20 protein-coding genes and 2 pseudogenes are annotated in these 23,924 nt (G+C 57.3%); 15 read left to right on the top strand and 7 right to left on the bottom strand.

Translation table 11 applies throughout. The features are described 5' to 3' along the window. Positions 1-204: 204 nt before the first annotated feature. The 5 genes and pseudogenes from puuD (FQK12_RS12395) to FQK12_RS12375 form a co-directional block, all read left to right on the top strand. A pseudogene (gene puuD / locus FQK12_RS12395) lies at positions 205-951 on the top strand (gamma-glutamyl-gamma-aminobutyrate hydrolase); the annotation flags it as partial. 185 nt (positions 952-1,136) lie between these two features. Then, the gene (gene puuD, locus FQK12_RS12390; RefSeq protein WP_020802183.1) at positions 1,137-1,889 is read left to right on the top strand and encodes a gamma-glutamyl-gamma-aminobutyrate hydrolase; all 753 of its coding nucleotides are present in this window, start codon (positions 1,137-1,139) and stop codon (positions 1,887-1,889) included. A gap of 25 nt (positions 1,890-1,914) precedes the next feature. Then, positions 1,915-2,472, top strand: a complete 558-nt coding sequence (puuR, locus tag FQK12_RS12385) for an HTH-type transcriptional regulator PuuR (RefSeq protein ID WP_004849766.1) — start codon at positions 1,915-1,917, stop codon at positions 2,470-2,472. A 243-nt stretch (positions 2,473-2,715) separates the two neighbouring features. Next, a complete protein-coding gene (gene puuC, locus FQK12_RS12380; protein ID WP_014228789.1) occupies positions 2,716-4,203 on the top strand; it encodes an aldehyde dehydrogenase PuuC in 1,488 nt (495 codons plus the stop codon). Positions 4,204-4,205: 2 nt separating this feature from the next. Then, complete coding sequence (locus tag FQK12_RS12375; protein ID WP_014228788.1) at positions 4,206-5,486, top strand: NAD(P)/FAD-dependent oxidoreductase; 1,281 nt, start codon at positions 4,206-4,208, stop codon at positions 5,484-5,486. Positions 5,487-5,515: 29 nt separating this feature from the next. Here the strand turns inward: FQK12_RS12375 and FQK12_RS12370 are convergent, their stop codons facing one another. Further along, entirely contained in the window at positions 5,516-6,463 is a 948-nt protein-coding gene (locus FQK12_RS12370) for a LysR substrate-binding domain-containing protein (RefSeq protein WP_162097164.1), read from the bottom strand. 82 nt (positions 6,464-6,545) lie between these two features. Here FQK12_RS12370 and FQK12_RS12365 point away from each other — a divergent pair, with 82 nt between their 5' ends. Continuing rightward, positions 6,546-7,634, top strand: a complete 1,089-nt coding sequence (locus FQK12_RS12365; RefSeq protein WP_014228786.1) for a tartrate dehydrogenase — start codon at positions 6,546-6,548, stop codon at positions 7,632-7,634. Positions 7,635-8,245: 611 nt separating this feature from the next. Here FQK12_RS12365 and ptsP read toward each other — a convergent pair. Beyond that, a complete protein-coding gene (gene ptsP / locus FQK12_RS12355) occupies positions 8,246-10,747 on the bottom strand; it encodes a phosphoenolpyruvate--protein phosphotransferase (RefSeq protein ID WP_014228785.1) in 2,502 nt (833 codons plus the stop codon). Positions 10,748-11,056: 309 nt separating this feature from the next. Between ptsP and FQK12_RS12350 the strand changes: the two genes are divergently transcribed. Genes FQK12_RS12350 through FQK12_RS12330 form a run of 5 tightly spaced genes read left to right on the top strand, consistent with a single transcriptional unit; the run spans position 11,057 to position 16,021 of the window. After that, positions 11,057-12,133, top strand: a complete 1,077-nt coding sequence (locus FQK12_RS12350; RefSeq protein WP_004131253.1) for a PTS fructose transporter subunit EIIC — start codon at positions 11,057-11,059, stop codon at positions 12,131-12,133. A 20-nt stretch (positions 12,134-12,153) separates the two neighbouring features. Beyond that, positions 12,154-12,474: a PTS fructose-like transporter subunit IIB gene (locus tag FQK12_RS12345; RefSeq protein ID WP_004100938.1), complete on the top strand. Its 321-nt coding sequence runs from the start codon at positions 12,154-12,156 to the stop codon at positions 12,472-12,474. Between the two features lie 51 nt (positions 12,475-12,525). Continuing rightward, positions 12,526-14,823, top strand: a complete 2,298-nt coding sequence (locus FQK12_RS12340) for a formate C-acetyltransferase (protein WP_014228784.1) — start codon at positions 12,526-12,528, stop codon at positions 14,821-14,823. Beyond that, positions 14,789-15,664, top strand: coding sequence for a [formate-C-acetyltransferase]-activating enzyme (locus tag FQK12_RS12335; protein WP_014228783.1), 876 nt, complete (start codon positions 14,789-14,791; stop codon positions 15,662-15,664). Before FQK12_RS12340 ends, FQK12_RS12335 begins: the two co-directional genes overlap by 35 nt. Positions 15,665-15,679: 15 nt before the next feature. Further along, a complete protein-coding gene (locus FQK12_RS12330) occupies positions 15,680-16,021 on the top strand; it encodes a PTS fructose-like transporter subunit IIB (protein ID WP_004849743.1) in 342 nt (113 codons plus the stop codon). 240 nt (positions 16,022-16,261) lie between these two features. On the opposite strand, the gene FQK12_RS12325 is transcribed toward FQK12_RS12330, so the two are convergent. Further along, positions 16,262-17,029, bottom strand: coding sequence for a phytanoyl-CoA dioxygenase family protein (locus tag FQK12_RS12325; RefSeq protein WP_014228782.1), 768 nt, complete (start codon positions 17,027-17,029; stop codon positions 16,262-16,264). Between the two features lie 252 nt (positions 17,030-17,281). On the opposite strand from FQK12_RS12325, the gene FQK12_RS12320 reads away from it, so the two are divergent. After that, positions 17,282-18,115, top strand: a complete 834-nt coding sequence (locus FQK12_RS12320) for a helix-turn-helix transcriptional regulator (RefSeq protein ID WP_014228781.1) — start codon at positions 17,282-17,284, stop codon at positions 18,113-18,115. 1 nt (position 18,116) lies between these two features. On the opposite strand, the gene FQK12_RS12315 is transcribed toward FQK12_RS12320, so the two are convergent. Beyond that, on the bottom strand, positions 18,117-19,019 hold the full coding sequence (locus FQK12_RS12315; protein WP_014228780.1) for a GGDEF domain-containing protein: 903 nt from the start codon (positions 19,017-19,019) through the stop codon (positions 18,117-18,119). 132 nt (positions 19,020-19,151) lie between these two features. Then, positions 19,152-19,466: a hypothetical protein gene (locus tag FQK12_RS12310; RefSeq protein ID WP_032693404.1), complete on the bottom strand. Its 315-nt coding sequence runs from the start codon at positions 19,464-19,466 to the stop codon at positions 19,152-19,154. Between the two features lie 110 nt (positions 19,467-19,576). Here FQK12_RS12310 and FQK12_RS12300 point away from each other — a divergent pair. Beyond that, a pseudogene (locus FQK12_RS12300) lies at positions 19,577-19,720 on the top strand (DUF2938 family protein); the annotation flags it as partial. A gap of 71 nt (positions 19,721-19,791) precedes the next feature. Here FQK12_RS12300 and FQK12_RS12295 read toward each other — a convergent pair. Both FQK12_RS12295 and FQK12_RS12290 read right to left on the bottom strand, forming a co-directional pair. Then, on the bottom strand, positions 19,792-20,106 hold the full coding sequence (locus tag FQK12_RS12295; protein WP_014228778.1) for a chorismate mutase: 315 nt from the start codon (positions 20,104-20,106) through the stop codon (positions 19,792-19,794). 76 nt (positions 20,107-20,182) lie between these two features. Continuing rightward, positions 20,183-20,719 carry a helix-turn-helix transcriptional regulator gene (locus tag FQK12_RS12290; protein ID WP_014228777.1) on the bottom strand — a complete coding sequence of 179 codons (537 nt, stop codon included), beginning with the start codon at positions 20,717-20,719 and terminating at the stop codon, positions 20,183-20,185. A gap of 692 nt (positions 20,720-21,411) precedes the next feature. Here FQK12_RS12290 and FQK12_RS12285 point away from each other — a divergent pair. Continuing rightward, positions 21,412-22,113, top strand: a complete 702-nt coding sequence (locus FQK12_RS12285) for an oligogalacturonate-specific porin KdgM family protein (protein ID WP_014228776.1) — start codon at positions 21,412-21,414, stop codon at positions 22,111-22,113. Positions 22,114-22,181: 68 nt separating this feature from the next. Continuing rightward, positions 22,182-23,891: a pectate lyase gene (locus FQK12_RS12280; RefSeq protein ID WP_014228775.1), complete on the top strand. Its 1,710-nt coding sequence runs from the start codon at positions 22,182-22,184 to the stop codon at positions 23,889-23,891. Positions 23,892-23,924: the final 33 nt, after the last annotated feature.

Genomic DNA, 23,924 nt, shown 5'->3' with positions numbered 1-23,924 from the left:
GTTTCGGACCCTGAATGGCACTGTTAAATATAATGTCCACCCTTCGAATGTGTATGCAAACAAATTGTTTGTCAAATGTTAAATTAAGTTTGCAAAGGGCTATATCCGCTGCTAGATTGAGAAAATATTGAACGAAATGGCCGTTTTACCCGCTAATCCGGTCATAATTTAGTCCACTTTGTGAGGGCGATCATGGAAAATATAATGTACAAGCCAGTTATTGGCGTGGTGATGTGTCGAAACAGGCTTAAGGGTCACCAGACCCAGACTCTGCAAGAGAAGTACCTGAACGCGATTGTTCACGCCGGCGGCGTGCCGATTGCCCTGCCGCACGCGCTGGCCGAGCCGGAACTGCTTTCTGCGCTACTGCCGAAACTGGACGGCATTTATCTGCCCGGCAGCCCGAGCAACGTACAGCCGCACCTCTATGGTGAAAACGGCGATGAGCCTGACGCCGATCCCGGGCGTGATCTTCTGAGCATGGCGCTGATCGACGCCGCGCTCGAAAGGCGCATCCCCATTTTCGCCATCTGCCGTGGACTACAGGAACTGGTTGTCGCCACCGGCGGGACTCTGTATCGTCGTCTGTTCGAGCAGCCTGAGCTTCTTGAACACCGCGAAGACCCCGAACTTCCCGTCGAGCAGCAATATGCGCCCTCGCATGAAGTTCAGGTTCAGCAAGGAGGATTACTTTCTCAGTTAATACCGGGCTGCAACACGTTTTGGGTAAACTCGTTACACGGGCAGGGAGCAAAAACGACGGGTCCACGGCTGCGCGTGGAGGCGCGTTCTCCGGACGGGCTGGTGGAAGCGGTCAGCGTTAACGACCACCCTTTCGCCCTCGGCGTGCAGTGGCATCCTGAATGGAACAGTAGCGAATACGCCCTGTCGCGAATGTTGTTTGAAGGTTTTATCACCGCCTGTCAGAGCTATATTGCTGAAAAACAGCGACTNTTAAATATAATGTCCACCCCATCGACTGTGTATGCAAATAAATTGTTTGTCAAATGTTAAATTAAGTTTGCAAAGGGCTATTTCCACTGCTAGATTGAGAAAATATTGAACGATATGGCCGTTAAACCCGCTATAGCGGTCATAATTTAGTCCACTTTGTGAGGGCGATCATGGAAAATATAATGTACAAGCCAGTTATTGGCGTCGTGATGTGTAGAAACAGGCTTAAGGGTCACCAGACCCAGACCTTGCAAGAAAAGTACCTGAATGCAATTGTGAACGCCGGCGGACTGCCGATTGCCCTGCCGCATGCGCTGGCGGAGCCGGAGCTACTGAACGCGGTCGTTGATAAACTGGACGGGATCTACCTGCCAGGCAGCCCCAGCAATGTGCAGCCGCACCTTTATGGTGAAAACGGCGATGAGCCTGACGCCGACCCCGGGCGTGATCTTCTGAGCATGGCGCTGATTAACGCCGCGCTCGAAAGGCGCATCCCCATTTTCGCCATCTGTCGTGGACTGCAGGAACTGGTTGTCGCCACCGGCGGGACTCTGTATCGTCGTCTGTTCGAGCAGCCTGAGCTCCTTGAACATCGCGAAGATCCTGAACTGCCCGTCGAGCAGCAGTATGCGCCGTCCCATCAGGTTGAGGTTCAGGAAGGAGGATTGCTGTCGCAATTGATACCGGGCTGCAACACGTTTTGGGTAAACTCGCTACATGGGCAAGGGGCAAAAACCCTCAGTCCGCAGCTGCGCGTGGAGGCGCGAGCGCCGGATGGACTGGTGGAAGCGGTCAGCGTGAACGATCATCCTTTCGCGCTGGGCGTACAGTGGCATCCAGAATGGAACAGTAGCGAATACGCCCTGTCGCGTATGTTGTTTGATGGTTTTATCACCGCCTGTCAGGGCCATCATGCTGAAAAGCGGCGGCGCTGACCACTACCGTTAAGGAAATGCAAATATGAGCGATGACGGACTGGCGCCAGGGAAACGTCTGTCAGAGATCCGCCAACAGCTGGGTCTCTCACAGCGTCGTGCCGCCGAACTGTCTGGGTTAACACATAGTGCCATCAGCACCATAGAGCAGGACAAAGTCAGTCCTGCAATCAGTACGCTGCAAAAGCTGCTGAAAGTCTACGGGCTGTCGCTCTCGGAATTCTTTTCTGAACCAGAAAAACCGGCTGAACCGCAGGTGGTTATCAATCAGGACGATCTGATTGAAATCGGCAGTCAGGGGGTGTCGATGAAGCTGGTTCATAATGGCAATCCGAACCGCACGCTGGCGATGATTTTTGAAACGTACCAGCCTGGAACCACAACCGGGGAGAGGATCAAGCATCAGGGTGAGGAGATAGGCACCATACTGGAAGGTGAAGTCGTGCTGACCATCAACGGTCAGGCGTATCATCTGGTGGCTGGGCAAAGCTATGCCATTAACACCGGCATACCGCATAGCTTCAGCAACACCTCGGCGGGTATCTGCCGAATTATCAGCGCCCATACCCCCACCACATTCTGATTTTTTCGCCTGAGGTTTTCTCAGGCTTTCTTCAGGCCTGCGCCGCCGGAGGCGAACTCCGGCGGCGCGAAGATAACGCAGTTCACCTTGCGCAATGCGGAAAGACTTATTCCGCTGGCCCCGGATAATTCACGCCTGTTAATGGGCAATTTAAACGGTACTCAACCCCGGGGACGCCCTGCGCCCTGAGGATCTGAAATCACCACTTTTTTATTTTTCCGATTATGTCATTAAGGAGTCATGATGGATTTTCACAACCTGGCTTACTGGCAAGAAAAAGCAAACAATATCGCGATTGAAACGCGGCTATTTATTAACGGCGAATACAGCGCCGCCGCCGATAATAGCGTGTTCGCCACCGTCGACCCTACCGCCCAGCAGACGCTCGCCGAGGTCGCGCGCGGCAAAAAGGCCGACGTCGATCGCGCGGTCCAGGCCGCCCGCGGCGTCTTCGATCGCGGCGACTGGTCGCAGGCCTCCCCTGCCCAGCGCAAAGCGGTGCTGCATAAATTCGCCGACCTGATGGAAGCCCACCGCGAAGAGCTGGCGCTGCTGGAAACCCTCGACACCGGTAAACCGATTCGCCACAGCCTGCGCGACGATGTCCCCGGCGCCGCCCGCGCGATCCGCTGGTACGCCGAAGCCATCGATAAAGTGTACGGCGAAGTCGCCCCCACCGGCGGCAACGAGCTGGCCATGATCGTCCGCGAACCGATTGGCGTGATTGCGGCGGTTGTGCCGTGGAATTTTCCGCTGCTGCTGGCCTGCTGGAAGCTTGGCCCGGCGCTGGCGTCCGGCAACAGCGTGGTGCTTAAGCCGTCGGAAAAATCCCCGCTTACCGCTCTGCGCCTGGCGGGCCTGGCGAAACAGGCCGGGCTGCCGGACGGCGTATTCAACGTGGTGAGCGGTTTCGGCCATGAGGCCGGTCAGGCGCTGGCGCAGCATCATGACGTTGAAGTCATCACCTTTACCGGCTCCACCCGCACCGGTAAACAGCTGCTGAAAGACGCGGGCGACAGTAATATGAAGCGCGTCTGGCTGGAGGCGGGCGGTAAAAGCGCCAATATCGTCTTTGCCGACTGCCCGGACCTGCAAAAAGCGGTTAACGCCACCGCCGGCGGTATTTTCTACAATCAGGGCCAGGTCTGTATCGCCGGTACCCGTCTGCTGCTTGAGGAGAGCATCGCCGACCGCTTTCTCGACCTGCTAAAAGAGCAGGCAAAGGGCTGGCAGCCTGGCAATCCGCTCGACCCGAATACCACCATGGGCATGCTGATCGACAACAGCCACGCCGATAGCGTCCACAGCTTTATTCGCGCCGGCGAAGCGCACAGCACGCTGCTGCTGGATGGACGTAAAAATCCGTGGCCCGCGGCGGTCGGCCCGACCATCTTCGTCGACGTCGACCCCGCCTCCGCCCTCAGCCAGGAGGAGATCTTCGGCCCGGTGCTGGTGGTGACCCGCTTTAAAACCGAAGAGCAGGCGCTGGCGCTGGCCAACGACAGCCGCTACGGCCTCGGCGCGGCGGTCTGGACCCGCGATCTCTCCCGCGCTCACCGCGTCAGCCGCCGTCTGAAAGCCGGCTCCGTCTTTGTGAACAACTACAACGATGGCGATATGACCGTGCCCTTCGGCGGCTATAAGCAGAGCGGCAACGGACGCGATAAGTCCCTGCACGCGCTGGAAAAATTCACTGAACTGAAAACTATCTGGATTGCCCTGGAGTCTTAATCATGAGCGAACATACCACCAGCTATTACGCCGCCAGCGCCAACCGCTATGAGCCGTTCCCGACGCTGGACGAATCGATCGGCTGCGACGTCTGCGTCGTCGGCGGCGGCTATACCGGCCTCTCTTCGGCGCTGCATCTGGCCGAAATGGGCTACGATGTGGTGCTGCTGGAAGGCGCGCGCATCGGCTTCGGCGCCAGCGGACGCAACGGCGGCCAGCTAGTCAACTCCTATAGCCGCGATATCGACGTTATCGAAAAAACCTACGGCCCGGATGCCGCGAAAATGCTCGGCAGCATGATGTTTGAAGGCGGCGACATTATTCGCGAACGTATCCAGCGCTATCAGATTGCCTGCGACTATCGCCCCGGCGGGCTGTTTGTCGCGCTGAATCATAAACAGCTGGAGACCCTGGAAGAGCAGAAAGCGAACTGGGAGCGCTACGGCAATACCCAGCTGGAGCTGCTGGATGCCAGCGCCATTCGTCGCGAAGTGGACAGCGACCGCTACGCCGGCGCGCTGCTGGACCACAGCGGCGGTCATATCCATCCGCTCAATCTGGCGATTGGCGAAGCGGACGCCATTCGGCTCAACGGCGGCCGGGTTTACGAACAATCACCGGTCACCGGCATTCAGCACAGCAGCCCGGCGGTAGTGACCACCGCACGCGGACAGGTCACCGCCCGCTACGTGATCGTCGCCGGTAACGCCTATCTCGGCGATAAGCTCGAGCCGGAGCTGGCGAAACGCAGCATGCCGTGCGGCACCCAGGTGGTCACCACCGCGCCGCTGTCTGAGGATCTGGCGCGCTCGCTGATCCCGAAAAACTACTGCGTAGAAGATTGTAACTATCTGCTGGATTACTACCGCCTGACCGCCGACAACCGTCTGCTGTACGGCGGCGGCGTGGTGTACGGCGCGCGGGATCCGGACGACGTTGAGCGGCTGATTATGCCGAAGCTGCTGAAAACCTTCCCGCAGCTGCAGGGGGTGAAAATCGACTACCGCTGGACCGGCAACTTCCTGCTGACCCTCTCGCGAATGCCGCAGTTTGGCCGCCTCGATAACAATATCTATTATATGCAGGGCTACAGCGGCCACGGGGTCACCTGTACCCACCTCGCCGGACGGCTGATTTCGGAGCTGCTGCGCGGGGACGCCGAACGTTTCGACGCCTTCGCCAGGCTGCCGCACTATCCGTTCCCCGGCGGGCGCAGCCTGCGTATTCCGTTTACCGCCATGGGCGCGGCTTACTACAGCCTGCGCGATCGGCTCGGCGTGTAATCCCCTCGGCCGACGGCGCCGGCCGTCGGCTATTTTTTCTCGCCGTTGCGCGGCGGAAATCGCTGCTGGAAGTAGTGGCGCAAAAACTCCACGGTGGTACGAATTTTGGCCGAGGTCGCCAGCCGCGACACGTATACCGCCCAGATATTGGCGGGCTGATAGTACTCCGGCAGCAGCTGCACCAGATTGCCGCTGGCGATATTTTCCCTGACGTCCCACCACGAGCGCAGCGCAATCCCCTGCCCCTCCAGGCACCACTGATGGACGATTTCACCGTGGTTAGACGACAGCGGTCCGGTCACCTTGATGGCGTGCTCCCCCTCTTTATCATCGCGCAGCTGCCAGACGCCAAAGGGCCGGTCGCGCTCTTTGATCACCAGACAGGGCAGCGCGGCGAGATCGCTGAGCTGTTTCGGCCGGGGATAGCGGGCGACAAACGCCGGCGAGGCGCAGAGGATGCGGTGATTGCTGGCAAGCTGGCGGGCTATCAGATTGGGCGCGATATCGTCGCCGACGCGAATATCCAGATCGACCCCTTCATTGGCCAAATCCACCAGCCGGTCGGCGACGTCAAAACGGATCTCCAGCTGCGGGTAGCGACGGGCCAGCTCGGAGAGCGCCGGCGCGACTACCCGCCGGCCAAAGCCAAAGCTGCTGATAATCCGCAGCGTCCCCTGCGGCACCTGCCGCACATCGGAGAGCTCATCCATCATCTGGTCGACATCCTGCAAAATGCGTAGTCCCCATTCGTAGATGCGCTCGCCCTCTTCGGTGATAGCCACGCGCCGGGTGGTACGGTGCAGCAGCTGGACGTTGAGCGTTTGCTCCAGCAGCGACACGCGCTTGCTGACGAAAGCCGGCGAGACGCCGAGCTCTTCCGCGGCGGCGGCAAAACCGGCGCGGCGGGCAACCAGCATAAAGACGCGTAAATCGTTCAGCAGCGGCAAATTATTCATGATTCGTGTTTTATGTTTCACCAGTTAACGGGATTAATTATGAATCAGTCAATTATAGGATAGCGGTGAAGTCAATTTTCCTTACCTCAAACTGAGAATAACGATGAATAAAACCTTACGTATTGCCGCCATCCCCGGCGATGGCATCGGTAAAGAAGTGCTGCCGGAAGGCGTCCGCGTGCTGCAGGCCGCCGCCGAACGCTGGGGGCTGGCGTTAAGCTTCGAGCACTTTGAGTGGGCCAGCTGCGACTATTACGCGCAGCACGGCGCCATGATGCCCGACGACTGGCGCGCGCAGCTGCAAACGTTTGATGCGATCTACTTCGGCGCGGTCGGCTGGCCGGATATCGTGCCGGACCACATTTCACTGTGGGGCTCGCTGCTGAAGTTCCGCCGCGAGTTCGACCAGTACGTCAACCTGCGTCCGGTGCGCCTGTTCCCCGGCGTCCCCTGCCCGCTGGCGGGTAAACAGCCCGGCGATATCGATTTCTACGTGGTGCGTGAAAACACCGAAGGGGAATATTCCGCCCTCGGCGGCCATGTGAATCCGGGGACCGAACATGAAGTGGTGATTCAGGAGTCGGTATTTACCCGTCGCGGCGTTGACCGGATCCTGCGCTACGCCTTTGAATTAGCGCAGAGCCGCCCGCGCAAAACCCTGACCTCGGCGACCAAATCCAACGGTCTGGCCATCAGCATGCCCTTCTGGGACCAGCGCGTCGAAGCGATGGCGCAGCACTACCCGGAGGTGAAATGGGATAAGCAGCACATTGATATTCTGTGCGCCCGCTTCGTGCTGCAGCCGGAACGTTTTGACGTGGTGGTCGGCTCCAATCTGTTCGGCGATATCCTCTCCGATCTCGGCCCGGCCTGTACCGGCACCATCGGCATTGCCCCGTCGGCAAACCTCAATCCGGATCGCACCTTTCCGTCGCTGTTTGAAGCGGTACACGGTTCGGCGCCGGATATTTACGGCAAAAATATCGCCAACCCGATTGCCACCATCTGGGCCGGCGCGATGATGCTCGACTTCCTCGGCAACGGGGACGCACGCTACCAGGCCGCCCACGACGGCATTCTGGCGGCGATTGAGCAGACCATCGCCAGCGGACCGAAGACGCCGGATATGCAAGGCAGCGCCTCCACCCAGCAGGTGGGCGAAGCGATTTGTCGGGCGATTGCCGGGCAGTAGATCGCCCAGACGGGCGCGGCAGCGCCGCCTCCGGGACGATGTTCGTGCAGCTACGATATGCCTCTGAAACAACGTGATATGCAGCGATGCCCTGGTGCCCGCTGAAATCGGCGAACCGGAGGTCGGAAGACAAGGGCTGGCCGCCAGGGATGGCGGCCAGAGGCGAATCGAGACACGACAAAATTGCCTGGAGCAATTTTGAACAGCGCTTGCGCTGGCCCCGTAGGGGCGAGTCCCAGGGATGGGACGAGTAATATCGAGTTGAGCCGACCGCGGGCTGAGGACCGGGAGGTGAGCGCAGTGCGCAGCACCGATTTCTTTGCGGGACCGCGGGGATTGTAAAGGGGGAGACGGTTTTCTCCCCCTTTACCCGTTCACCTACCACGGTGAGACATTTTCTGCGGGATAGCGGTGAACGGAACCCCTGCACGCTTTCCCGGAGGCGGCGCTTACGCGCCTGTCCGGGCTACCCAATCTGCCTCCCTCAGGCTCCGGGCCCGGAAATCCCGGGTCGCGGCGTAAACGCCTTATCCGGGCTACTGCCCCGCAGACGGCTGGAAACCCGTAGCCCCGGTAAGCGCAGCGCCACCGGGGAGATTCTCCGGACCGAATTACAGCTCCAGCTCGCGCTGCAGCAGCGCCGCAATCGCCTCGCTGCTCTGCGCCGTCACCAGCGATTGCCGGAACTCCGCATGCATAATGCGCCGCGCCAGCCGCGAGAAAATACGCATATGCTGATCCCCCGCCGAATGCTTATTGAGCGTCAGCATAATCACAAACTGCGCCTCGTCGTCGCCCCACGCCACCGGCTGCGCCAGACGGGCGACGCTGATGGTCGACTGCTCAATATGCTCCGATTTACTGTGCGGAATGGCGAAGCTAAACCCTAACCCGGTGGAGAACACCGCTTCACGGGCCCACAGATCCGCTTCCAGCTTACGCGGATAGCGGCAGCGCCCGGCCAGCAGCAGATTGTCGGTCATGCCCTTAATCACCTCCTCTTTACTGCGCCAGTCGCTGTTCAGCGTAATGCACTGAGGGGTAATCAGCGGCGCGTCCTGCTGGGTCATACGGAACTGGGCCAGCAGGTGCTCGACCTCCAGCGAAGTACGGCACTGCATCGCCTGATTCAGCAGCTGACGGCAGGCGCGGCTGTCAAGCTGCGCCAGACGCGCCTTGGTCGCCGGGATCGATGGCGCGCTCATGCTCAGCTCATCCAGCCCCAGCCCCACCAGCAGCGGCAGCACGGAACCTTTGGCCCCCAGCTCGCCGCACAGGCCGATCCATTTACCCTGGCGATGCACCGCCTGAACCGCGTAATCCAGCGCGCGCAAAAAAGCCGGATTGAGGCTGTTGTAGTGGCGCGTCACCCTGGCGTTATCGCGATCCACCGCCAGCAGATACTGGGTCAGGTCGTTGCTGCCGATACTAAAGAAATCAATCTCTTCGCAGCACTGGTCGATGATAAACATCACCGACGGCACCTCGAGCATGATGCCCAGCGGGATCTTTTCATCAAACGGAATCTGTTCGCCGCGCAGCGACTGTTTGGCATCCGCCAGCTGCTCTTTCACCCACAGAATCTCCTCCATCGAGGAGATCATCGGGATCATGATTTTCAGCGCGCCGTGCGCGGAAGCGCGCAGAATCGCCCGCAGCTGAGTGCGGAACAGTGCCTGATACTCCTCATAAATACGCACCGCCCGGTAGCCGAGGAACGGGTTGTTCTCCGCCGGAATGTTGAGGTAGGCCACCGGCTTGTCGCCGCCGATATCCATGGTGCGGATGATAATGCTGCGCCCGTTGGCCGGCTCCAGCGCCTGGCAAAATAGGTTATACAGCTCGTTTTCCGACGGCGCGCTGGGCCTGTCCATATAGAGCATTTCGGTGCGGAACAAGCCTACCGACTGCGCGCCGTTGTTGAAGGCCGCCGTCGCCTCTACCGAATGGGCGATGTTGGCCGCCACCTCCAGGCGAATACCGTCTTCCGTACGCCCCGCTTTATCCAGCCAGGCCTGCTGCTGGCGGCGGATCTGCGCCTGCACCCAGGCCTCCTGCTGATAGTAGCGCGCCACCGCTTCATCGGGATTCACCACCACCAGCCCGGCGTTACCGTCAATCTGCACTCGCCGATCGACCCACGGCAGCAGCGCCTCCATATCGACGCCCACCAGGGTGGGAATATTGAACGAACGCGCGAGGATCACCGTATGTGACGTGGTGCCGCCGCTGCGCAGCAGCAGACCTTTAAGCAGGGTTTTATCCAGTTCAAGAAACTGACTGGGGGTGAGTTCATCGGCGAGGCAGATAGCCTCTTCCGTCAGCTTACCCGGTGCCGGAAAACGATCCTCACCGTAGATATGCTGCAGAAGCTGGAAGCAGACATCGCGCACGTCCAGCACCCGCTCCTGCAAATAACTATTGCCGGAAGCGCTGAACTGGGCGCAAAAGTGTTCGCCGGTCGCGACCACCGCCTCAGCGCAGCTCAGGCCGCTCAACAGCCCGCCCAGCAGATGCTGGCGCAGCGAGGCGTCGGTGGCCAGAGAGCGATGCGCCTCAAGGATCGCGCTGGCGGTCCCGTCGTTATCCAGCAGGCGGAACTCAATATTTTTCACCAGCAGGGTCAGGCCCCTGTCCAGCGCCGCCTGTTCCTGTTCAATTGCGCCCGCTGCGGGCAGCGCGCCTGAATCGCGCAGGTCGAGGGATTTAAGATGGGTGAGCCTGCCGCCCGCGCTGCCGGCGCAGACCGGCTGGGCGTGAAACAGCGTGGGATTGAGGCGCGAGAGGGATTCAGGAACCGGCTGAACGTCCATGGATTCCGCCGTCGGCAGCGGCGCATCGCAGTGCGGGAACTCCTCGCTGATAAATGCCGACAGCGCATCAAACGCCTGCTGTTCATCTTCACCGCTGACGACCAGCTGGCAGCGGTCCCCCTTCAAGGTATTGGTGCCGATAATCGCCAGCGCGCTTTTCGCGTTTCCGCGTCCTTCCGTGCGGGTATTTAACCATTCGACCGAAGACGAAAAAGTATTGCACAGGGTTTCTACCAGGCTTGCCGGACGCGCATGCACGCCGTTGGGCAAATCACATATGAATTCAATTACCAGAGCCATCGCCTTCCTCCTGAATAATGCGTATTTAGCCAAAAGGTAAAGAAAGAACCGGCCCGCCACTACACGATAAAAGTGGCAATTACTGGATAATTGTATGCCCGACTCTTTTTTATGCTCGCGGTCACAAATCGCCTGACTAACGGCGCCAAAAACCCACCAGCGCTAAGATTTGAGGTGGATCGCAATTTTCCTCTGGCCTTACAAATATCCAGTAAATGCACTTTTTCTCTACTATTTTATGCGCCGCCCTTTTTCTAAGGTTGAAGCATCAACTCAGTCACGGGCCACGCAGCGCTCAGGAGAATAACAATGAATGAACTGGTGCAAATATTAAAAAATACCCGCCAGCACCTCATGACCGGGGTTTCACATATGATCCCGTTTGTCGTGTCCGGAGGGATCTTGCTGGCAGTCTCCGTCATGTTGTACGGCAAGGGCGCGGTGCCCGATGCCGCCACCGACCCTAACCTGAAAAAACTGTTTGATATCGGCGTGGCCGGCCTGACGCTTATGGTGCCGTTTCTGGCGGCCTATATCGGCTACTCCATCTCCGACCGCGCGGCGCTGGCTCCCTGCGCCATCGGCGCCTGGGTCGGCAACAGCTTCGGCGCCGGTTTCTTCGGCGCGCTAATTGCCGGGATTATTGGCGGGCTGGTGGTCTACTACCTGAAGAAAATCCCGGTGCACAAGGTGCTGCGCTCGGTGATGCCCATCTTCGTTATCCCGATTATCGGCACCTTTATTACCGCCGGGATCATGATGTGGGGCCTCGGCGAGCCGATTGGCGCGCTCACCGCCAGCCTGACCGGCTGGCTGCAGGGCATGCGCGAAGGCAGCATCGTGATTCTCGCCATCATCATGGGCCTGATGCTGGCCTTCGACATGGGCGGTCCGGTGAATAAGGTCGCCTACGCCTTCATGCTGATTTGCGTTTCCCAGGGCGTTTACAGCGTGGTGGCCATCGCCGCCGTCGGTATCGCCGTGCCGCCGCTGGGCATGGGCCTGGCAACGCTGATTGGACGTAAATACTTCTCCGCGGAAGAGCGCGAAACCGGTAAGGCCGCGCTGGTGATGGGCTGCGTTGGCGTGACCGAAGGCGCGATCCCCTTCGCCGCCGCCGACCCGCTGCGCGTTATCCCGGCCAATATGATCGGCGCCGCCGCCGGCTGCGTTACCGCCGCGCTGCTCGGCGCCCAGTGCTATGCCGGCTGGGGCGGGCTTATCGTTCTGCCGGTCGTTGAGGGTAAAGGCGGATTTATTGCCGGCCTCGCGGTTGGCGCCATCGTCAGCGCCGCCTGCGTCATCCTGCTTAAGGCCCTGGCGAAAAAGAAAACGTCTGACGCCAAAGCCGATGACGAGATGGATCTTGATTTCGAAATTAACTGAGACACGGGAAGGAATATTGTATGACCAAAATTATCGCCGTTACCGCTTGCCCGTCTGGCGTCGCCCACACCTATATGGCCGCCGAATCGCTGGAGAGCGCCGCTAAGGCCAAAGGCTGGCAGGTCAAAGTCGAGACCCAGGGCTCCATCGGCATTGAGAACGAGCTGACCGCAGAAGACGTCGCCAGCGCCGATATGGTGATTCTGACCAAAGATATCGGCATCAAGTTTGAAGAGCGTTTTGCCGGTAAAACCATCGTGCGCGTCAACATCAGCGACGCCGTGAAGCGCGCCGAAGCCATTATGAACAAAATCGACAGCCACCTTTCGCAGAATGCCTGACTGAATGCACGGGGCGCGGCCTGCGCCCCGCAAAATAACATGGAGCTTGTCATGACTAATCGCACTCAACGCTTAAAAGATCGTCTGTTCGCCAACCCGCGCGAAATCTCCCTCGAGCGAGCGCTGCTCTACACCGCCAGCCATAAACAGACCGAGGGGGAGCCGGTGATGATCCGCCGGGCGAAAGCGACCGCATGGGTCCTCGATCATGTGCAGATTTCGATTCGTGATGATGAACTGATTGCCGGCAACCGTACGATCAAGCCGCGCGCCGGGATCATGTCGCCGGAGATGGATCCCTACTGGCTGCTCAAGGAGCTGGACCAGTTCCCGACCCGCCCGCAGGACCGCTTCAACATCAGCGAAGAAGATAAACGCATCTACCGCGAAGTGCTGTTCCCCTACTGGGAAAATCGCTCGATGAAGGACTTCATCAACGCCCAGATGACCGATGAAGTGAAGGCCGCCGTTAGCACGCAGATTTTTAGCATCAACCAGACCGATAAAGGCCAGGGACATATCATCATCGACTACCCTCGTCTGCTGGAAAACGGCCTCGCCGCGCTGGTGGCGGAGATGAAAGCGGTGAGTCAGCGGCACCCGCAGAACAATTTTTATCAGGCGGTGCTGATCCTGCTGGAAGCCTCCCAGCGCCATATTCTGCGCTATGCGGCGCTTGCCGATGACATGGCCGCCGGCTGCAGCGACGGGCAGCGGCGCAAAGAGCTGGAGACCATCGCGGACATCTCCCGCCATAACGCGGTGCACCGCCCGGAAGATTTCTGGCAGGCCTGCCAGCTCTTCTGGTATATGAACATCATTTTGCAGTATGAATCCAACGCCAGCTCCATTTCGCTGGGCCGCTTTGACCAGTACATGCTGCCGTACTATCAGGTTTCGCTGAATCGCGGCCAGGATCCGCAGTTTCTTCAGGAGCTGCTGGAGTCGCTGTGGGTGAAGTGCAACGATATTGTCCTGCTGCGCTCCACCAGCAGCGCGCGCTACTTCGCGGGCTTCCCGACCGGCTATACCGCCCTGCTCGGCGGCCTGACCGAGACCGGACGCAGCGCGGTCAATATCCTGTCGTTTTTATCCCTCGACGCCTACCAGAACGTTCGCCTGCCGCAGCCGAACCTCGGCGTGCGGGTCAACGAGCTGGTCGATCGCCCTTTTCTGCGCAAAACCGCCGAGACCATTCGCCTCGGCACCGGCATTCCGCAAATCTTCAATGATGAAGTGGTGATCCCGGCGTTTCTTAACCGCGGCGTCTCGCTGGATGACGCGCGGGATTACTCGGTGGTTGGCTGCGTTGAGCTGTCGATCCCGGGGCGCACCTACGGCCTGCACGATATCGCCATGTTCAATCTGCTGAAGGTGATGGAAATCGTGATGCTGGAAAACGAAAGCAACCCTGACATCACCTGGGATGGGCTGATCGACCAGATCCGCGACAAGATTCGCTATTACATTAAGCTGATGGTCGAAGGCAGCAATATTTGCGATATCGGCCACCGCGACTGGGCGCCGGTTCCCCTGCTCTCTTCCTTTATTGAGGATTGCGTGCAGCACGGCCAGGATATCACCGAAGGCGGCGCGCGCTATAACTTCTCCGGGGTCCAGGGCATCGGCATCGCTAACCTCAGCGACTCGCTGCACGCGCTTAAAGGGATGGTGTTTGAGCAAAAACGACTCAGCTTCGCTGAACTGATCGCGGTGCTGAAAGCCAACTTCCAGACGCCGGAAGGGGAAAAAATCCGCGCGCGCCTGATCAACCGCTTCGAGAAATACGGCAACGATATTGACGAAGTGGACAACATCAGCGCCGATCTGCTGCGCTTCTACTGCAAAGAGGTAGAGCAGTACCGCAACCCGCGCGGCGGTCGCTTTACGCCGGGCTCCTATACCGTCTCTGCCCACGTGCCGCTCGGCTCGGTCGTCGGCGCCACTCCGGACGGACGCCTGGCCGGAGAGCAGCTGGCGGACGGCGGGCTGTCGCCGATGCTCGGCCAGGACGTGCAGGGGCCGACCGCGGTGCTTAAGTCGGTCAGCAAGCTGGATAACTTTCTGCTCTCCAACGGTACGCTGCTGAACGTCAAATTCACCCCGGCGACCCTTGCCGGCGACGGCGGCCTCAATAAGCTGGCCGACTTCCTGCAGGCATTCACCAGGCTGAAGCTGCAGCATATTCAGTTCAACGTGGTCAACGCCGATACGCTGCGCGAAGCCCAGCAGCGGCCGCAGGATTTTGCAGGTCTGGTGGTGCGCGTTGCGGGCTACAGCGCCTTTTTCGTCGAGCTGTCGCAGGAGATTCAGGATGACATTATCCGCCGCACCGCGCATCAGCTGTGAGGTCCTGGAAACGCGCGCCGATAAGGCGCGCATTTTTAATATCCAGCGCTACTCTTTGAATGACGGTCAGGGGATCCGCACCGTCGTGTTTTTTAAAGGCTGCCCGCATACCTGTCCCTGGTGCGCCAATCCGGAGTCGATCTCGCCGCAAATTCAGACCGTACGCCGGGAGAGCAAGTGCCTGCGCTGCTCCCGCTGCCAGCAGGACGTGGTCGAGTGCCCTTCCGGCGCGTGGCAGCAGATTGGCCGCGACGTCACCCTCGATAATCTGCTTAAAGAGGTGCTGAAGGATGAGGTCTTCTTCCGCGCCTCCGGCGGCGGCGTGACCCTGTCGGGCGGCGAAGTCCTGATGCAGGCCGAATTCGCCGCGCGCCTGCTGCGCCGCCTGCGCGAATGGGGGATCAGAACGGCGATTGAAACGGCGGGCGATACCGCCTACCGCCGCTTTTTTCCGCTGGCGCAGGCCTGCGATGAAGTGCTATTCGATCTAAAAATCATGGATGAAACGCTGGCCCGCGAGCAGCTGCGGATGAATATGCCGCGGGTGCTGGATAACTTTACCCGTCTGGTAGAAGCGCATATTCACGTGATCCCCCGGGTGCCGCTGATTCCGGGATTCACGCTTGATGAAGCGAATTTCCGCCGGATTCTGGCATTTTTGGCCCCCTTTAAGCTGCCGGAAATTCATCTTCTGCCGTTCCATCAGTACGGCGAAGCCAAATATCACTTACTGGGAAAAAAATGGTCGATGTCGATGATTAAAGCCCCTGCAGAATCTGAGATTCAGCCATTCAGGACGCTGGCCGAACGGGCCGGTTTTAGCGTGACCGTCGGCGGATAACGCCAGGAGGATGCTATGGATTTCACTATCGTTGCCGTCACGGCCTGCGTCAGCGGCGTCGCTCACACCTATATGGCGGCCGAGCGGCTGGAAAAAGTCGGCCACCAGGAGAAATGGAATATCAAAATTGAAACCCAGGGCGCGCTGGGGGTGGAGAACAAAATAATGGCCGACGACATCGCCCATGCCGATGTCGTTCTGCTGGTGACGGATATTGAAATTGACGATGCCGGACGCTTTAGCGGCATCCGCACCATTAAGACCAGCATCAAAACCTTTCTGCTGCAGCCGCAGCAGATTGTCGACGCGGTGAAATGCATTATGAAAAAGCCGGTGGTTTATCTTGAGATCCCGTGAGTACACCGGTGATTTTGCCGCCCGGGCAAGGCGCTTGCCCGCGGCCCGGGGAAATAGCACCGCGCCCGCTCAGACTTCCCCCGGTCGCGCTGCGCTTACCGGGGCTACAGGTTCACCGCCGTTTGCCGTTTTGTAGCCCGGGCAAGGCGCTTGCGCCGCGGCCCGGGGAAATAACACCGCGCCCGCTCAGACTTCCCCCGGTCGCGCTGCGCTTACCGGGGCTACCATTCCATGCGATTTTTACGCCACCCCCAGCAGCCATTTCTGCGCGGGCGTCAGGCGGCTGGCGGTTTCCGGCGTCAGCCAGCGCTGCTGATCCTGCTGCGCGGTATCCGCCCTGTCGATATATAAACCGTGCAGCACGCGCCTTCTGCTGCCGACGCGGTTGCGCGTCCCGCCGTGCCAGGCGTGGGCGTTATAAATCATCACGCTGCCCGCCGGCGCGGCGAACACCACCTCATCAGGATGCGCCAGCTCCGGGTCATCCAGCACCTCTTCCGGCAGCTCCGGACGCAAATGGGTGCCGGGAATAATGCGCGGCGCGCCGTTGTCAGCGCTCAGATCATCGATAGCCCAGATGGTATTCACCAGATGCACTTTCGGAAAATCGTGACGCGGCTTTTTCCAGTCCGCATGCAGCGGCTGATGGCCGCCGTTGAACAACGCTTCCCGCGCGTTCAGGCTGGAGACTTTAAAATCCCCCTGAAAAACATGCCGACAGGCGGAGAGAATCAGCGGATGGGACCAGACCTTTTCCCAAATCGCGCCTTTGTTAATCAGGTTGGCGATGCGGGTTGCCGTCGCTTCCTGGTGGTGCTCGATCGCCAGATTATCGCCCTCTCTCTCGACGATGGCGTCGATAAGCGCGCGCATCGCCGCCAGCCACTCCGCGTCCGCCACGTTATGCACAACGGTGTAGCCCAGGGTATCCAGCTCCTGTTTCATTGCCGGGCTCAGCGCAACGTTCGCCCCCAGCGCATCCAGATAAACCGCAGATTGTTGTTCCATATTTATATTCCTTAACTTATCGATAACACAAAACAAACTCTAATCGGCGGCGGGCGGGAATACATGAGGGCAAAACTACGAAAAACTGGACGAGCGTACGCGGCAGGGAAAAGTGTGATGGCCATCAAAATCCAGCTTTTTCCCCCTTCCTGCAGGGCAGGCATTAGCGAAGTCGCCTGATACAGAACAAACCTGTGCAGATAAAATAGATTATAATCAACAGGATAATTGCTCTCTTCTAAGGCATACGGAATGATTGACGATCTGGCGGATATTTTAAATCGTTTAGTAAATCAGAAAGATAATCTGCACGTCAGGTTCCCCGACCCGGATATCTCCGAGCCCGCGCTGGCGTTTAAGGTGCCCTTTCCACGGCTGGAAATTGTGCTTGAGGGTGAGCTTAAGGAGAGCGGGCTGCCGCTGTCGGAGACGATGCTCTCCGCCTCGCAGGTGCTCTACGTTCAGGCGGGTAAATGGACGCTGCCGGAATGGACCGCGCCGGCGTCGACGTTAAGCATTCTGTTTGGTCGCCAGAAGCTCGGGTTTTGCGTTCAGCACTGGGACGGCAAGCAGCTGCGCACGGAAAAGCAGAACGTCGCCCGCCTCGGACCGCGCGTGGGCTCCTACCTGCTGCTGTCGCTCAATGAAATCTGCCTGCAGCCGGACCCGGTAACCGCCAGGCTGGTGGTCGCGGCCCTGTTGAGCCACTGCCTTGAGCAGCTGGTCGGGCTGGAGATGCGCGTCAGCCGCAGCCGCGATCTGTTTCTGGCGGTACAGGATTATCTCGAAGAGCATCTCACCCAGCCGCTGACCCGCGAGTCGGTAGCGAAGCGTTTTCATATTACGCCCAACTACCTGTCGCATATATTCCAGAAATCCGGCTCCGTCGGTTTTAATGAGTTTCTCACCAGCGTCCGCCTGGAAAAGGCGAAAAAGCTGCTGCGCGGCTACGATCTTAAGGTCAAAGAGATCGCCCACAACTGCGGTTTTGTCGACAGCAACTATTTCTGCCGGGTGTTTAAACGCTACACCGAGCGCTCGCCTTCCGAATATCGTCGCCACTGCCGCAGCGCGCAGCAGGGATAGTTCACGCGGCCCATTCAACCCGTCCGCGGCCGTTATTTTTCGCCTTATAGAGCGCGTCATCGACCTTTTTAATAAACAGGTTCTGCGGCTCGTCTTTATGGCGCAGACCGACGCCAATGCTGATCGACAGCGGGTTATCGTGGTTGATCAGGATCGCGCGGGCGTTTTGCAAAATCGACTGCGCCAGTTCATCCACTTCCTGCGCCGACAGGCCATCGACAATAATGGCAAACTCTTCTCCGCCAATCCTCGAAGGCAACACCTTATCGCTGGTAAGCTTCGCCAGCTGTTTGCCAAGGGCAAACAGCACTTCGTCCCCCACCAGATGTCCCCAGGTGTCATTAATTTTCTTGAAGTAGTCGATATCCACAATCATCAGCGCCAGCCTGCGCCCCTCCTTCTCGCGGATGGTGTCGATAAAAAAGCGACGGTTGGGCAGCTGGGTCAGCTCATCCTTGAGCGATTGCGAACGCGCGTCGACGTACAGGAGATTGATGCGCTCAATAATTTTGTAGACCCCGACCGCGCTCAGCAGCATGCCGGACAGGCGCAGCAGATCTTCGCAGTAGTACCCCATCCAGCGCGGCTGGTGGAATATTTCGTCCATCAGATCGAAAGTGCCCCCGGCAATCCACAGCAGCAGGCCGTAGCGTACCCAGTTAACCGCCACGTGGTTCATCCGCACCTTGGTCGAACTCCAGAGCATAAACAGCAGAAATAGCAGCGCCAGCAGATCGATATACATCCCTGGATTGGTCAAAATTTCGCGCCACGGCCCCAGCGGCGGCGAGACGAACGCGCACAGGCTCGATACGGCGACAATCGCCAGCAGTGCCGGAAGAATATGCGTTCGAGAGATAGAAGAACAGGGTTGAATATGGATGTTTTTTTCGCGTTCGGGCATGGTCAGGTCTCATTACAGCGCGGCTTGCCGGGTTTTTAGCATAACAGCGCAGAGCGTTTGCGCGAACTGTAAAGGTGCGATGCCGGGCGACGGGCGCGGATTTCCTGGTCCGCCGCAGACTCAGCCTTAAGGTTATCTCGAACTATCTGCCTCGACGTTAACGCTGACGTTCAGTCTCTTCGCCTCCATGGTTATTATCTTCCGGGCAAGCGCCCTGTCGCTCCCGTGCACCCGATCTATCAGCGCCTGGACGATTGTCATCATGAGAAAGTGCTGATTAGCCGGACAGAAATCGGTCATATCAATCCCGCAATCCACCAGCTGCTGGTGCGCATCGCGCTCTGTCTGCTCAATGGTTTCAATCACTTTCTCTTTCATATGCTCGATACGCGCAAAAACCACGCGATTAATGATTTCGATTTGCTCAGGCGTAAAATTTTTTTCCATCATTATGCTCTCGTCAAAGTATAAGGTTCTTAATTAGCTGACCAGCCTCAGCTCTCTCGCCACAATCCTTTTAAACTCTTCACAATGCCTATGCTCCGGCTGCGTGCAGCGTACTTCAGCCCGCATTGGGCTTCGGCATTGCGGCATCGCAAACACCTCACCCGTGGCTGGCTCGCTTGCTAAGCGTGCTCACACATCTGGCCTGGGGATTCGGGCTCTATAGCGCGGCACTGGCTATCAGAGCGTGGGGATAATAGCTTAGCAGCCCGTCGGGGAGTCAGAATGAGGCTAACTGACCCTGCGCGCCAGGAGAATATCGTGTGGGTCACTCACCCAACACACCGTTACTTTTTTGCCGCTGTAGCTGATTATGTTGCTCAAGCTCATACTCAATAAAGGCGTCTATCATGGACCGATACACTTTCTCAATAATCACTTCGGGTAACCCTGCGGCAGCCGCCTTTTCGCGAACCCGATCAATAACCTGCTGCACGCGCGCGGGAGCACGAACGGCGGAGTGGTCAGTTTTGAATGCGGCAGCGGCTTTAACGCACTCAGCACGTTGAGCAATCAGGCTAACCAGTTCGCTATCAATCGAATCGATCTGGCTTCTGACATCGGCAAGGGTGGAAAACGTCATCACTTTGAACCTTTAAACTAGTACAATGGCTCAGAATAATATCTCAAATTTCGCCAGATTCCAGCCCTGCGTTTATTCAGAAAGCGCTGGTACGCATAGCCGCATAGAGGGAGCAGAGCTCCTGCAGGCTTTTGGTTCCCATGCGCTTCATCAGCCGGGTACGCTGGACGCTGACCGTGGACGGGCTGACCCCGCGGATACGGGCAATATCATCCAGAGAATGGCCGCGTAAACTGAGCCTCATGATCTGTTGCTCGGCATGGGTAAAATTAAACGTATCGGGCAGATAAGCAACGCTCTGGTTCTGGGCCGATAACAGGCCCATCACTTTTAACGCCTGACGCAGCTCTTCGACCGTCAACCTCTCTGACAAACAGAGCTTTAACAGGCCCGGAAACAGCCGGTTGATGGTCTCAAAATGGCGCTCAGAGGTGATGAAGATGGCGTAGTGCTCCGGCGGATGGCGAAAGAACAAAGCATATATCTCCTGGATATCCATCCCGCAGGTGACATACACGCAGTTGCTTAACCCGGCATCCGCGCCATCGCTCAGCTCCTGCACTATATTCTCAACGCCAGAAATAAATACACGATCCTTTCCATGAATAGTCATCTTGAAGTCCCGAGGTTACCGTCTTTTATTATCCTTCCATATGGATGCTTTTCTGAGAGTGTTATGTCGTCAGTCTGGCAGATCAATACCGCCCTCTTTTCCGTTTAGCTTTCGTTTAGCTTAAAGGGATTGGCAGTACTGGCTTCGGTTTAACCATTGAAACCATCGAACTATTTTTAACTTTTAACAAACTGAGCGCTTAAAAATATAGGAATAAGATTACCGTCAATTCACAAAAAATCCTTATATTCGCAAATAAAAACGCAAAATAAACCCAAAGAAACCACTCAACAAGCTGATTTAAAAGAATAATTAATTATTAGGATTATCTTTATAAATGACATAAAAAATATTTACCCTCTATTTTTAATATTCAGATCTCGATCTCAAAACACCATTTCATTTTGTGTAAAAGTAATTTTCAATAAAATTACAGACAGTACTAATTAGTCATCACCAGGGAATAAAGAATAATGTGTGGTGAATCCCCCTAAGCGGCGGGGTCATGCTGAATTGAGGAATGCCCTCATCGACGTTTCGTTTTTATAGACGAATCAGGAAGTCAGCGCCTGATTCACCGGGAGGCACCCGGCACCACACTACCATCTAATAATTTCATTTGTATCGTTCTGCCTGCTTTACGGCAGGTAATTTCTTGTACCTTTGGAAAATAAAAAAAGTAGAGGCACCCTATGTTTCGTTCCTTATTATTAGTCACGATCCCTTTTATCAGTATTGCTGCCCACGCGGTGACATTTGATTATCGTCATGAAACCAATGACAAAGCCGGCAATAATCATAAAGACAGACTGCTGATGTCTCACCGTTTTGCCAATGGCTTTGGCCTGTCGCTGGAAGGGAAATGGAAAGGTTCGCAGGATAAAAATAAAGCCTATGATGAAACCGTCAGTAACGGCACCGAAGTGGTGGCGAGCTATGTGCATAAAATAAATAAAACCTTCCAGATTGAGCCCGGCTTCTCTCTGGATACCAGTTCGTCCTCAAACAACTATCGTCCCTACCTGCGCGGTAAAGCGAATCTGACCGACGATGTCAGCGCCTCATTGCGCTACCGACCTTACTACAAGCGCAATTCAGGCAATATCGGCACGTCTAAAGACACCTCGGAGAACGGCTATAATCTGACCAGCGTTCTTTCCTGGAAATTCCTCAAAGATTATCAGCTCGATTATGAACTGGACTATAAAAAAGCCAACTCCGCGGGGGTTATTTTAGCGGATAACGAAAGCTATGACTGGACCCATGATTTTAAGCTAACCTATAAATTTGATAAAAACTGGTCTCCTTATATGGCCATCGGCAACGTTTCCGGCAGTAAAACCACCGATGAACGCCAAACGCGTTATCGCGTTGGTGTGAAATACTCCTTCTGATAACTTCCTGTCAGCCAGATAATAAATAAGGGTTTTATTAAACCCTTATTTTCATTAAGAGGATAATAATGAAGATTGCAAAAATCACCCTGGCATTGGGCGCTCTGAGTCTCTTCTCACTGAGTGCTGGCGCCCAGGAGAACGCGCGCCTGAGCAGCGTAAAGCAGTTCGCTGACGTCGTGCTGGATAAAGCGGGAGATCGGTACGGCCATCACTCTCCTCTGCTGGCCAATGGCGTGGATCCTCGCACCGGCAAGCAAATGGAATGGGTCTTTCCGGACGGTAAAGTGACCGTGCTGTCGAACTTCTCGGCCCAGCAAAACTTGATGCGGGTGCTGGTAGGGTTAAGCAACCTGACCGGCGAAGCAAAATATAAGCAGCGGGTCGCGGAGAATATTCGCTACTACTTTGACCACTATCAGGACGCCAGCGGGCTACTGCTGTGGGGAGGCCATCGCTTTGTTGATTTGAAAACGCTGCAGCCTCAAGGCCCGAGCGAAAAGGAGATGGTCCATGAACTTAAGAACGCGTATCCCTATTACGACATGATGTTTGCCGTCGATGACAAGGCCACCGCGCGCTTTATCAAGGCTTTCTGGAACGCTCATGTTTACGACTGGAAAACGCTGGAAACCAGCCGTCACGGGGAGTACGGCAAAGCGATGGGCGCGCTCTGGCAAAGTGATTTTGTCCAACAGCCGCCCTTTTTCGCCACCAAGGGCCTGAGCTTTCTCAATGCCGGCAACGACCTTATCTACTCCGCATCGCTGCTCTATCAATACGATGGTGACGCTGGCGCGCTGACGTGGGCGAAGCTTCTGGCCGAACAGTACGTTCTGCCGCGAGATAAGAAGACCGGACTGGGCGTCTACCAGTTTACCCAACCGCTAAAACGCGCTGACACCACCGATGACAGCGACACGCATTCGAAATACGGCGACCGCGCGCAGCGTCAGTTTGGCCCCGAACTGGGCCCGGACGCGCTGGAGGGCAATATGCTGCTGAAGGGCCGGACCAGCACGCTCTACTCAGAAAATGCGCTGATGCAGCTTGCCCTGGCAAAATCGCTCGGCAAAGACGGTGACGATCTCAAAAAATGGACCCTTGATGGCCTCAAGGCCTTCGCGACCTACGCTTACGATGAGCAGAACAATACCTTCCGCCCGATGCTGGCCAACGGTACGGATCTCTCCGGCTACGTGTTAAAACGCGATGGCTATTATGGGAAAAAAGGCACGGTGCTCAAAGCCTATCCGGCGGGAAATGAATTTCTTCTCTCCTACGCCCGCGCCTGGACGCTTGAACCGGATCGTGCCATCTGGAAAGTCGCCCGCGGCATCGCGAAAGGCCAGGGTTTAGGCGATATCGGTGAACCCGGCGGCGCAAACCGCAGGCTGAATAGCCAAACGGAGAACCATCAGCCGTATGCGATTTTCGCGCTTATCGACCTGTGGCAGGCCACCGGGCAGCAGGACTATTTGACGCTGGCGGATCGCATCGGCGCAAACATCATCAACAAGCAGCGCCTCAACGGCTTTTTTGTCGATGATCCTGAGGCCGAATATGCCAGTATCGATAGTATTGCCCCCTATGCGCTTCTCGCCCTGGAAGCCGCCTTCCGCAACACGCCGGACGCGGTGGCGCCGTTCCTGAACGGCGCGGGATTCACCGAGGGTGCTTATCGGCTGGCTGACGGGACGGTTCGCTACTCCACCCGAGATGACGAGCTGTTCAGGCTCAGACCCGGCGAACAGCTTAAACCGAACGGCAAAAGATAAAACAGCCCCCACCGTGGTGGGGGTTGCGCTATG

This window comes from Klebsiella sp. ME-303 (genome assembly GCF_007910085.1).
Classification (GTDB): Bacteria; Pseudomonadota; Gammaproteobacteria; order Enterobacterales; family Enterobacteriaceae; genus Klebsiella; species Klebsiella michiganensis.
The sequence above is the reverse complement of the archived record's forward strand: the minus strand, read 5'-3'. Positions and strand labels throughout refer to the sequence as shown.

Bases quoted from the DNA above. Each gene is read 5' to 3' on its own strand.
- puuD (WP_020802183.1), top strand. From the start codon at position 1,137: ATGTACAAGCCAGTTATTGGCGTCGTGATGTGTAGAAACAGGCTTAAG.
- puuR (WP_004849766.1), top strand. From the start codon at position 1,915: ATGAGCGATGACGGACTGGCGCCAGGGAAACGTCTGTCAGAGATCCGC.
- puuC (WP_014228789.1), top strand. From the start codon at position 2,716: ATGGATTTTCACAACCTGGCTTACTGGCAAGAAAAAGCAAACAATATC.
- FQK12_RS12375 (WP_014228788.1), top strand. From the start codon at position 4,206: ATGAGCGAACATACCACCAGCTATTACGCCGCCAGCGCCAACCGCTAT.
- FQK12_RS12365 (WP_014228786.1), top strand. From the start codon at position 6,546: ATGAATAAAACCTTACGTATTGCCGCCATCCCCGGCGATGGCATCGGT.
- ptsP (WP_014228785.1), bottom strand. From the start codon at position 10,747: ATGGCTCTGGTAATTGAATTCATATGTGATTTGCCCAACGGCGTGCAT.
- FQK12_RS12350 (WP_004131253.1), top strand. From the start codon at position 11,057: ATGAATGAACTGGTGCAAATATTAAAAAATACCCGCCAGCACCTCATG.
- FQK12_RS12345 (WP_004100938.1), top strand. From the start codon at position 12,154: ATGACCAAAATTATCGCCGTTACCGCTTGCCCGTCTGGCGTCGCCCAC.
- FQK12_RS12340 (WP_014228784.1), top strand. From the start codon at position 12,526: ATGACTAATCGCACTCAACGCTTAAAAGATCGTCTGTTCGCCAACCCG.
- FQK12_RS12335 (WP_014228783.1), top strand. From the start codon at position 14,789: ATGACATTATCCGCCGCACCGCGCATCAGCTGTGAGGTCCTGGAAACG.
- FQK12_RS12330 (WP_004849743.1), top strand. From the start codon at position 15,680: ATGGATTTCACTATCGTTGCCGTCACGGCCTGCGTCAGCGGCGTCGCT.
- FQK12_RS12325 (WP_014228782.1), bottom strand. From the start codon at position 17,029: ATGGAACAACAATCTGCGGTTTATCTGGATGCGCTGGGGGCGAACGTT.
- FQK12_RS12320 (WP_014228781.1), top strand. From the start codon at position 17,282: ATGATTGACGATCTGGCGGATATTTTAAATCGTTTAGTAAATCAGAAA.
- FQK12_RS12315 (WP_014228780.1), bottom strand. From the start codon at position 19,019: ATGCCCGAACGCGAAAAAAACATCCATATTCAACCCTGTTCTTCTATC.
- FQK12_RS12310 (WP_032693404.1), bottom strand. From the start codon at position 19,466: ATGGAAAAAAATTTTACGCCTGAGCAAATCGAAATCATTAATCGCGTG.
- FQK12_RS12295 (WP_014228778.1), bottom strand. From the start codon at position 20,106: ATGACGTTTTCCACCCTTGCCGATGTCAGAAGCCAGATCGATTCGATT.
- FQK12_RS12290 (WP_014228777.1), bottom strand. From the start codon at position 20,719: ATGACTATTCATGGAAAGGATCGTGTATTTATTTCTGGCGTTGAGAAT.
- FQK12_RS12285 (WP_014228776.1), top strand. From the start codon at position 21,412: ATGTTTCGTTCCTTATTATTAGTCACGATCCCTTTTATCAGTATTGCT.
- FQK12_RS12280 (WP_014228775.1), top strand. From the start codon at position 22,182: ATGAAGATTGCAAAAATCACCCTGGCATTGGGCGCTCTGAGTCTCTTC.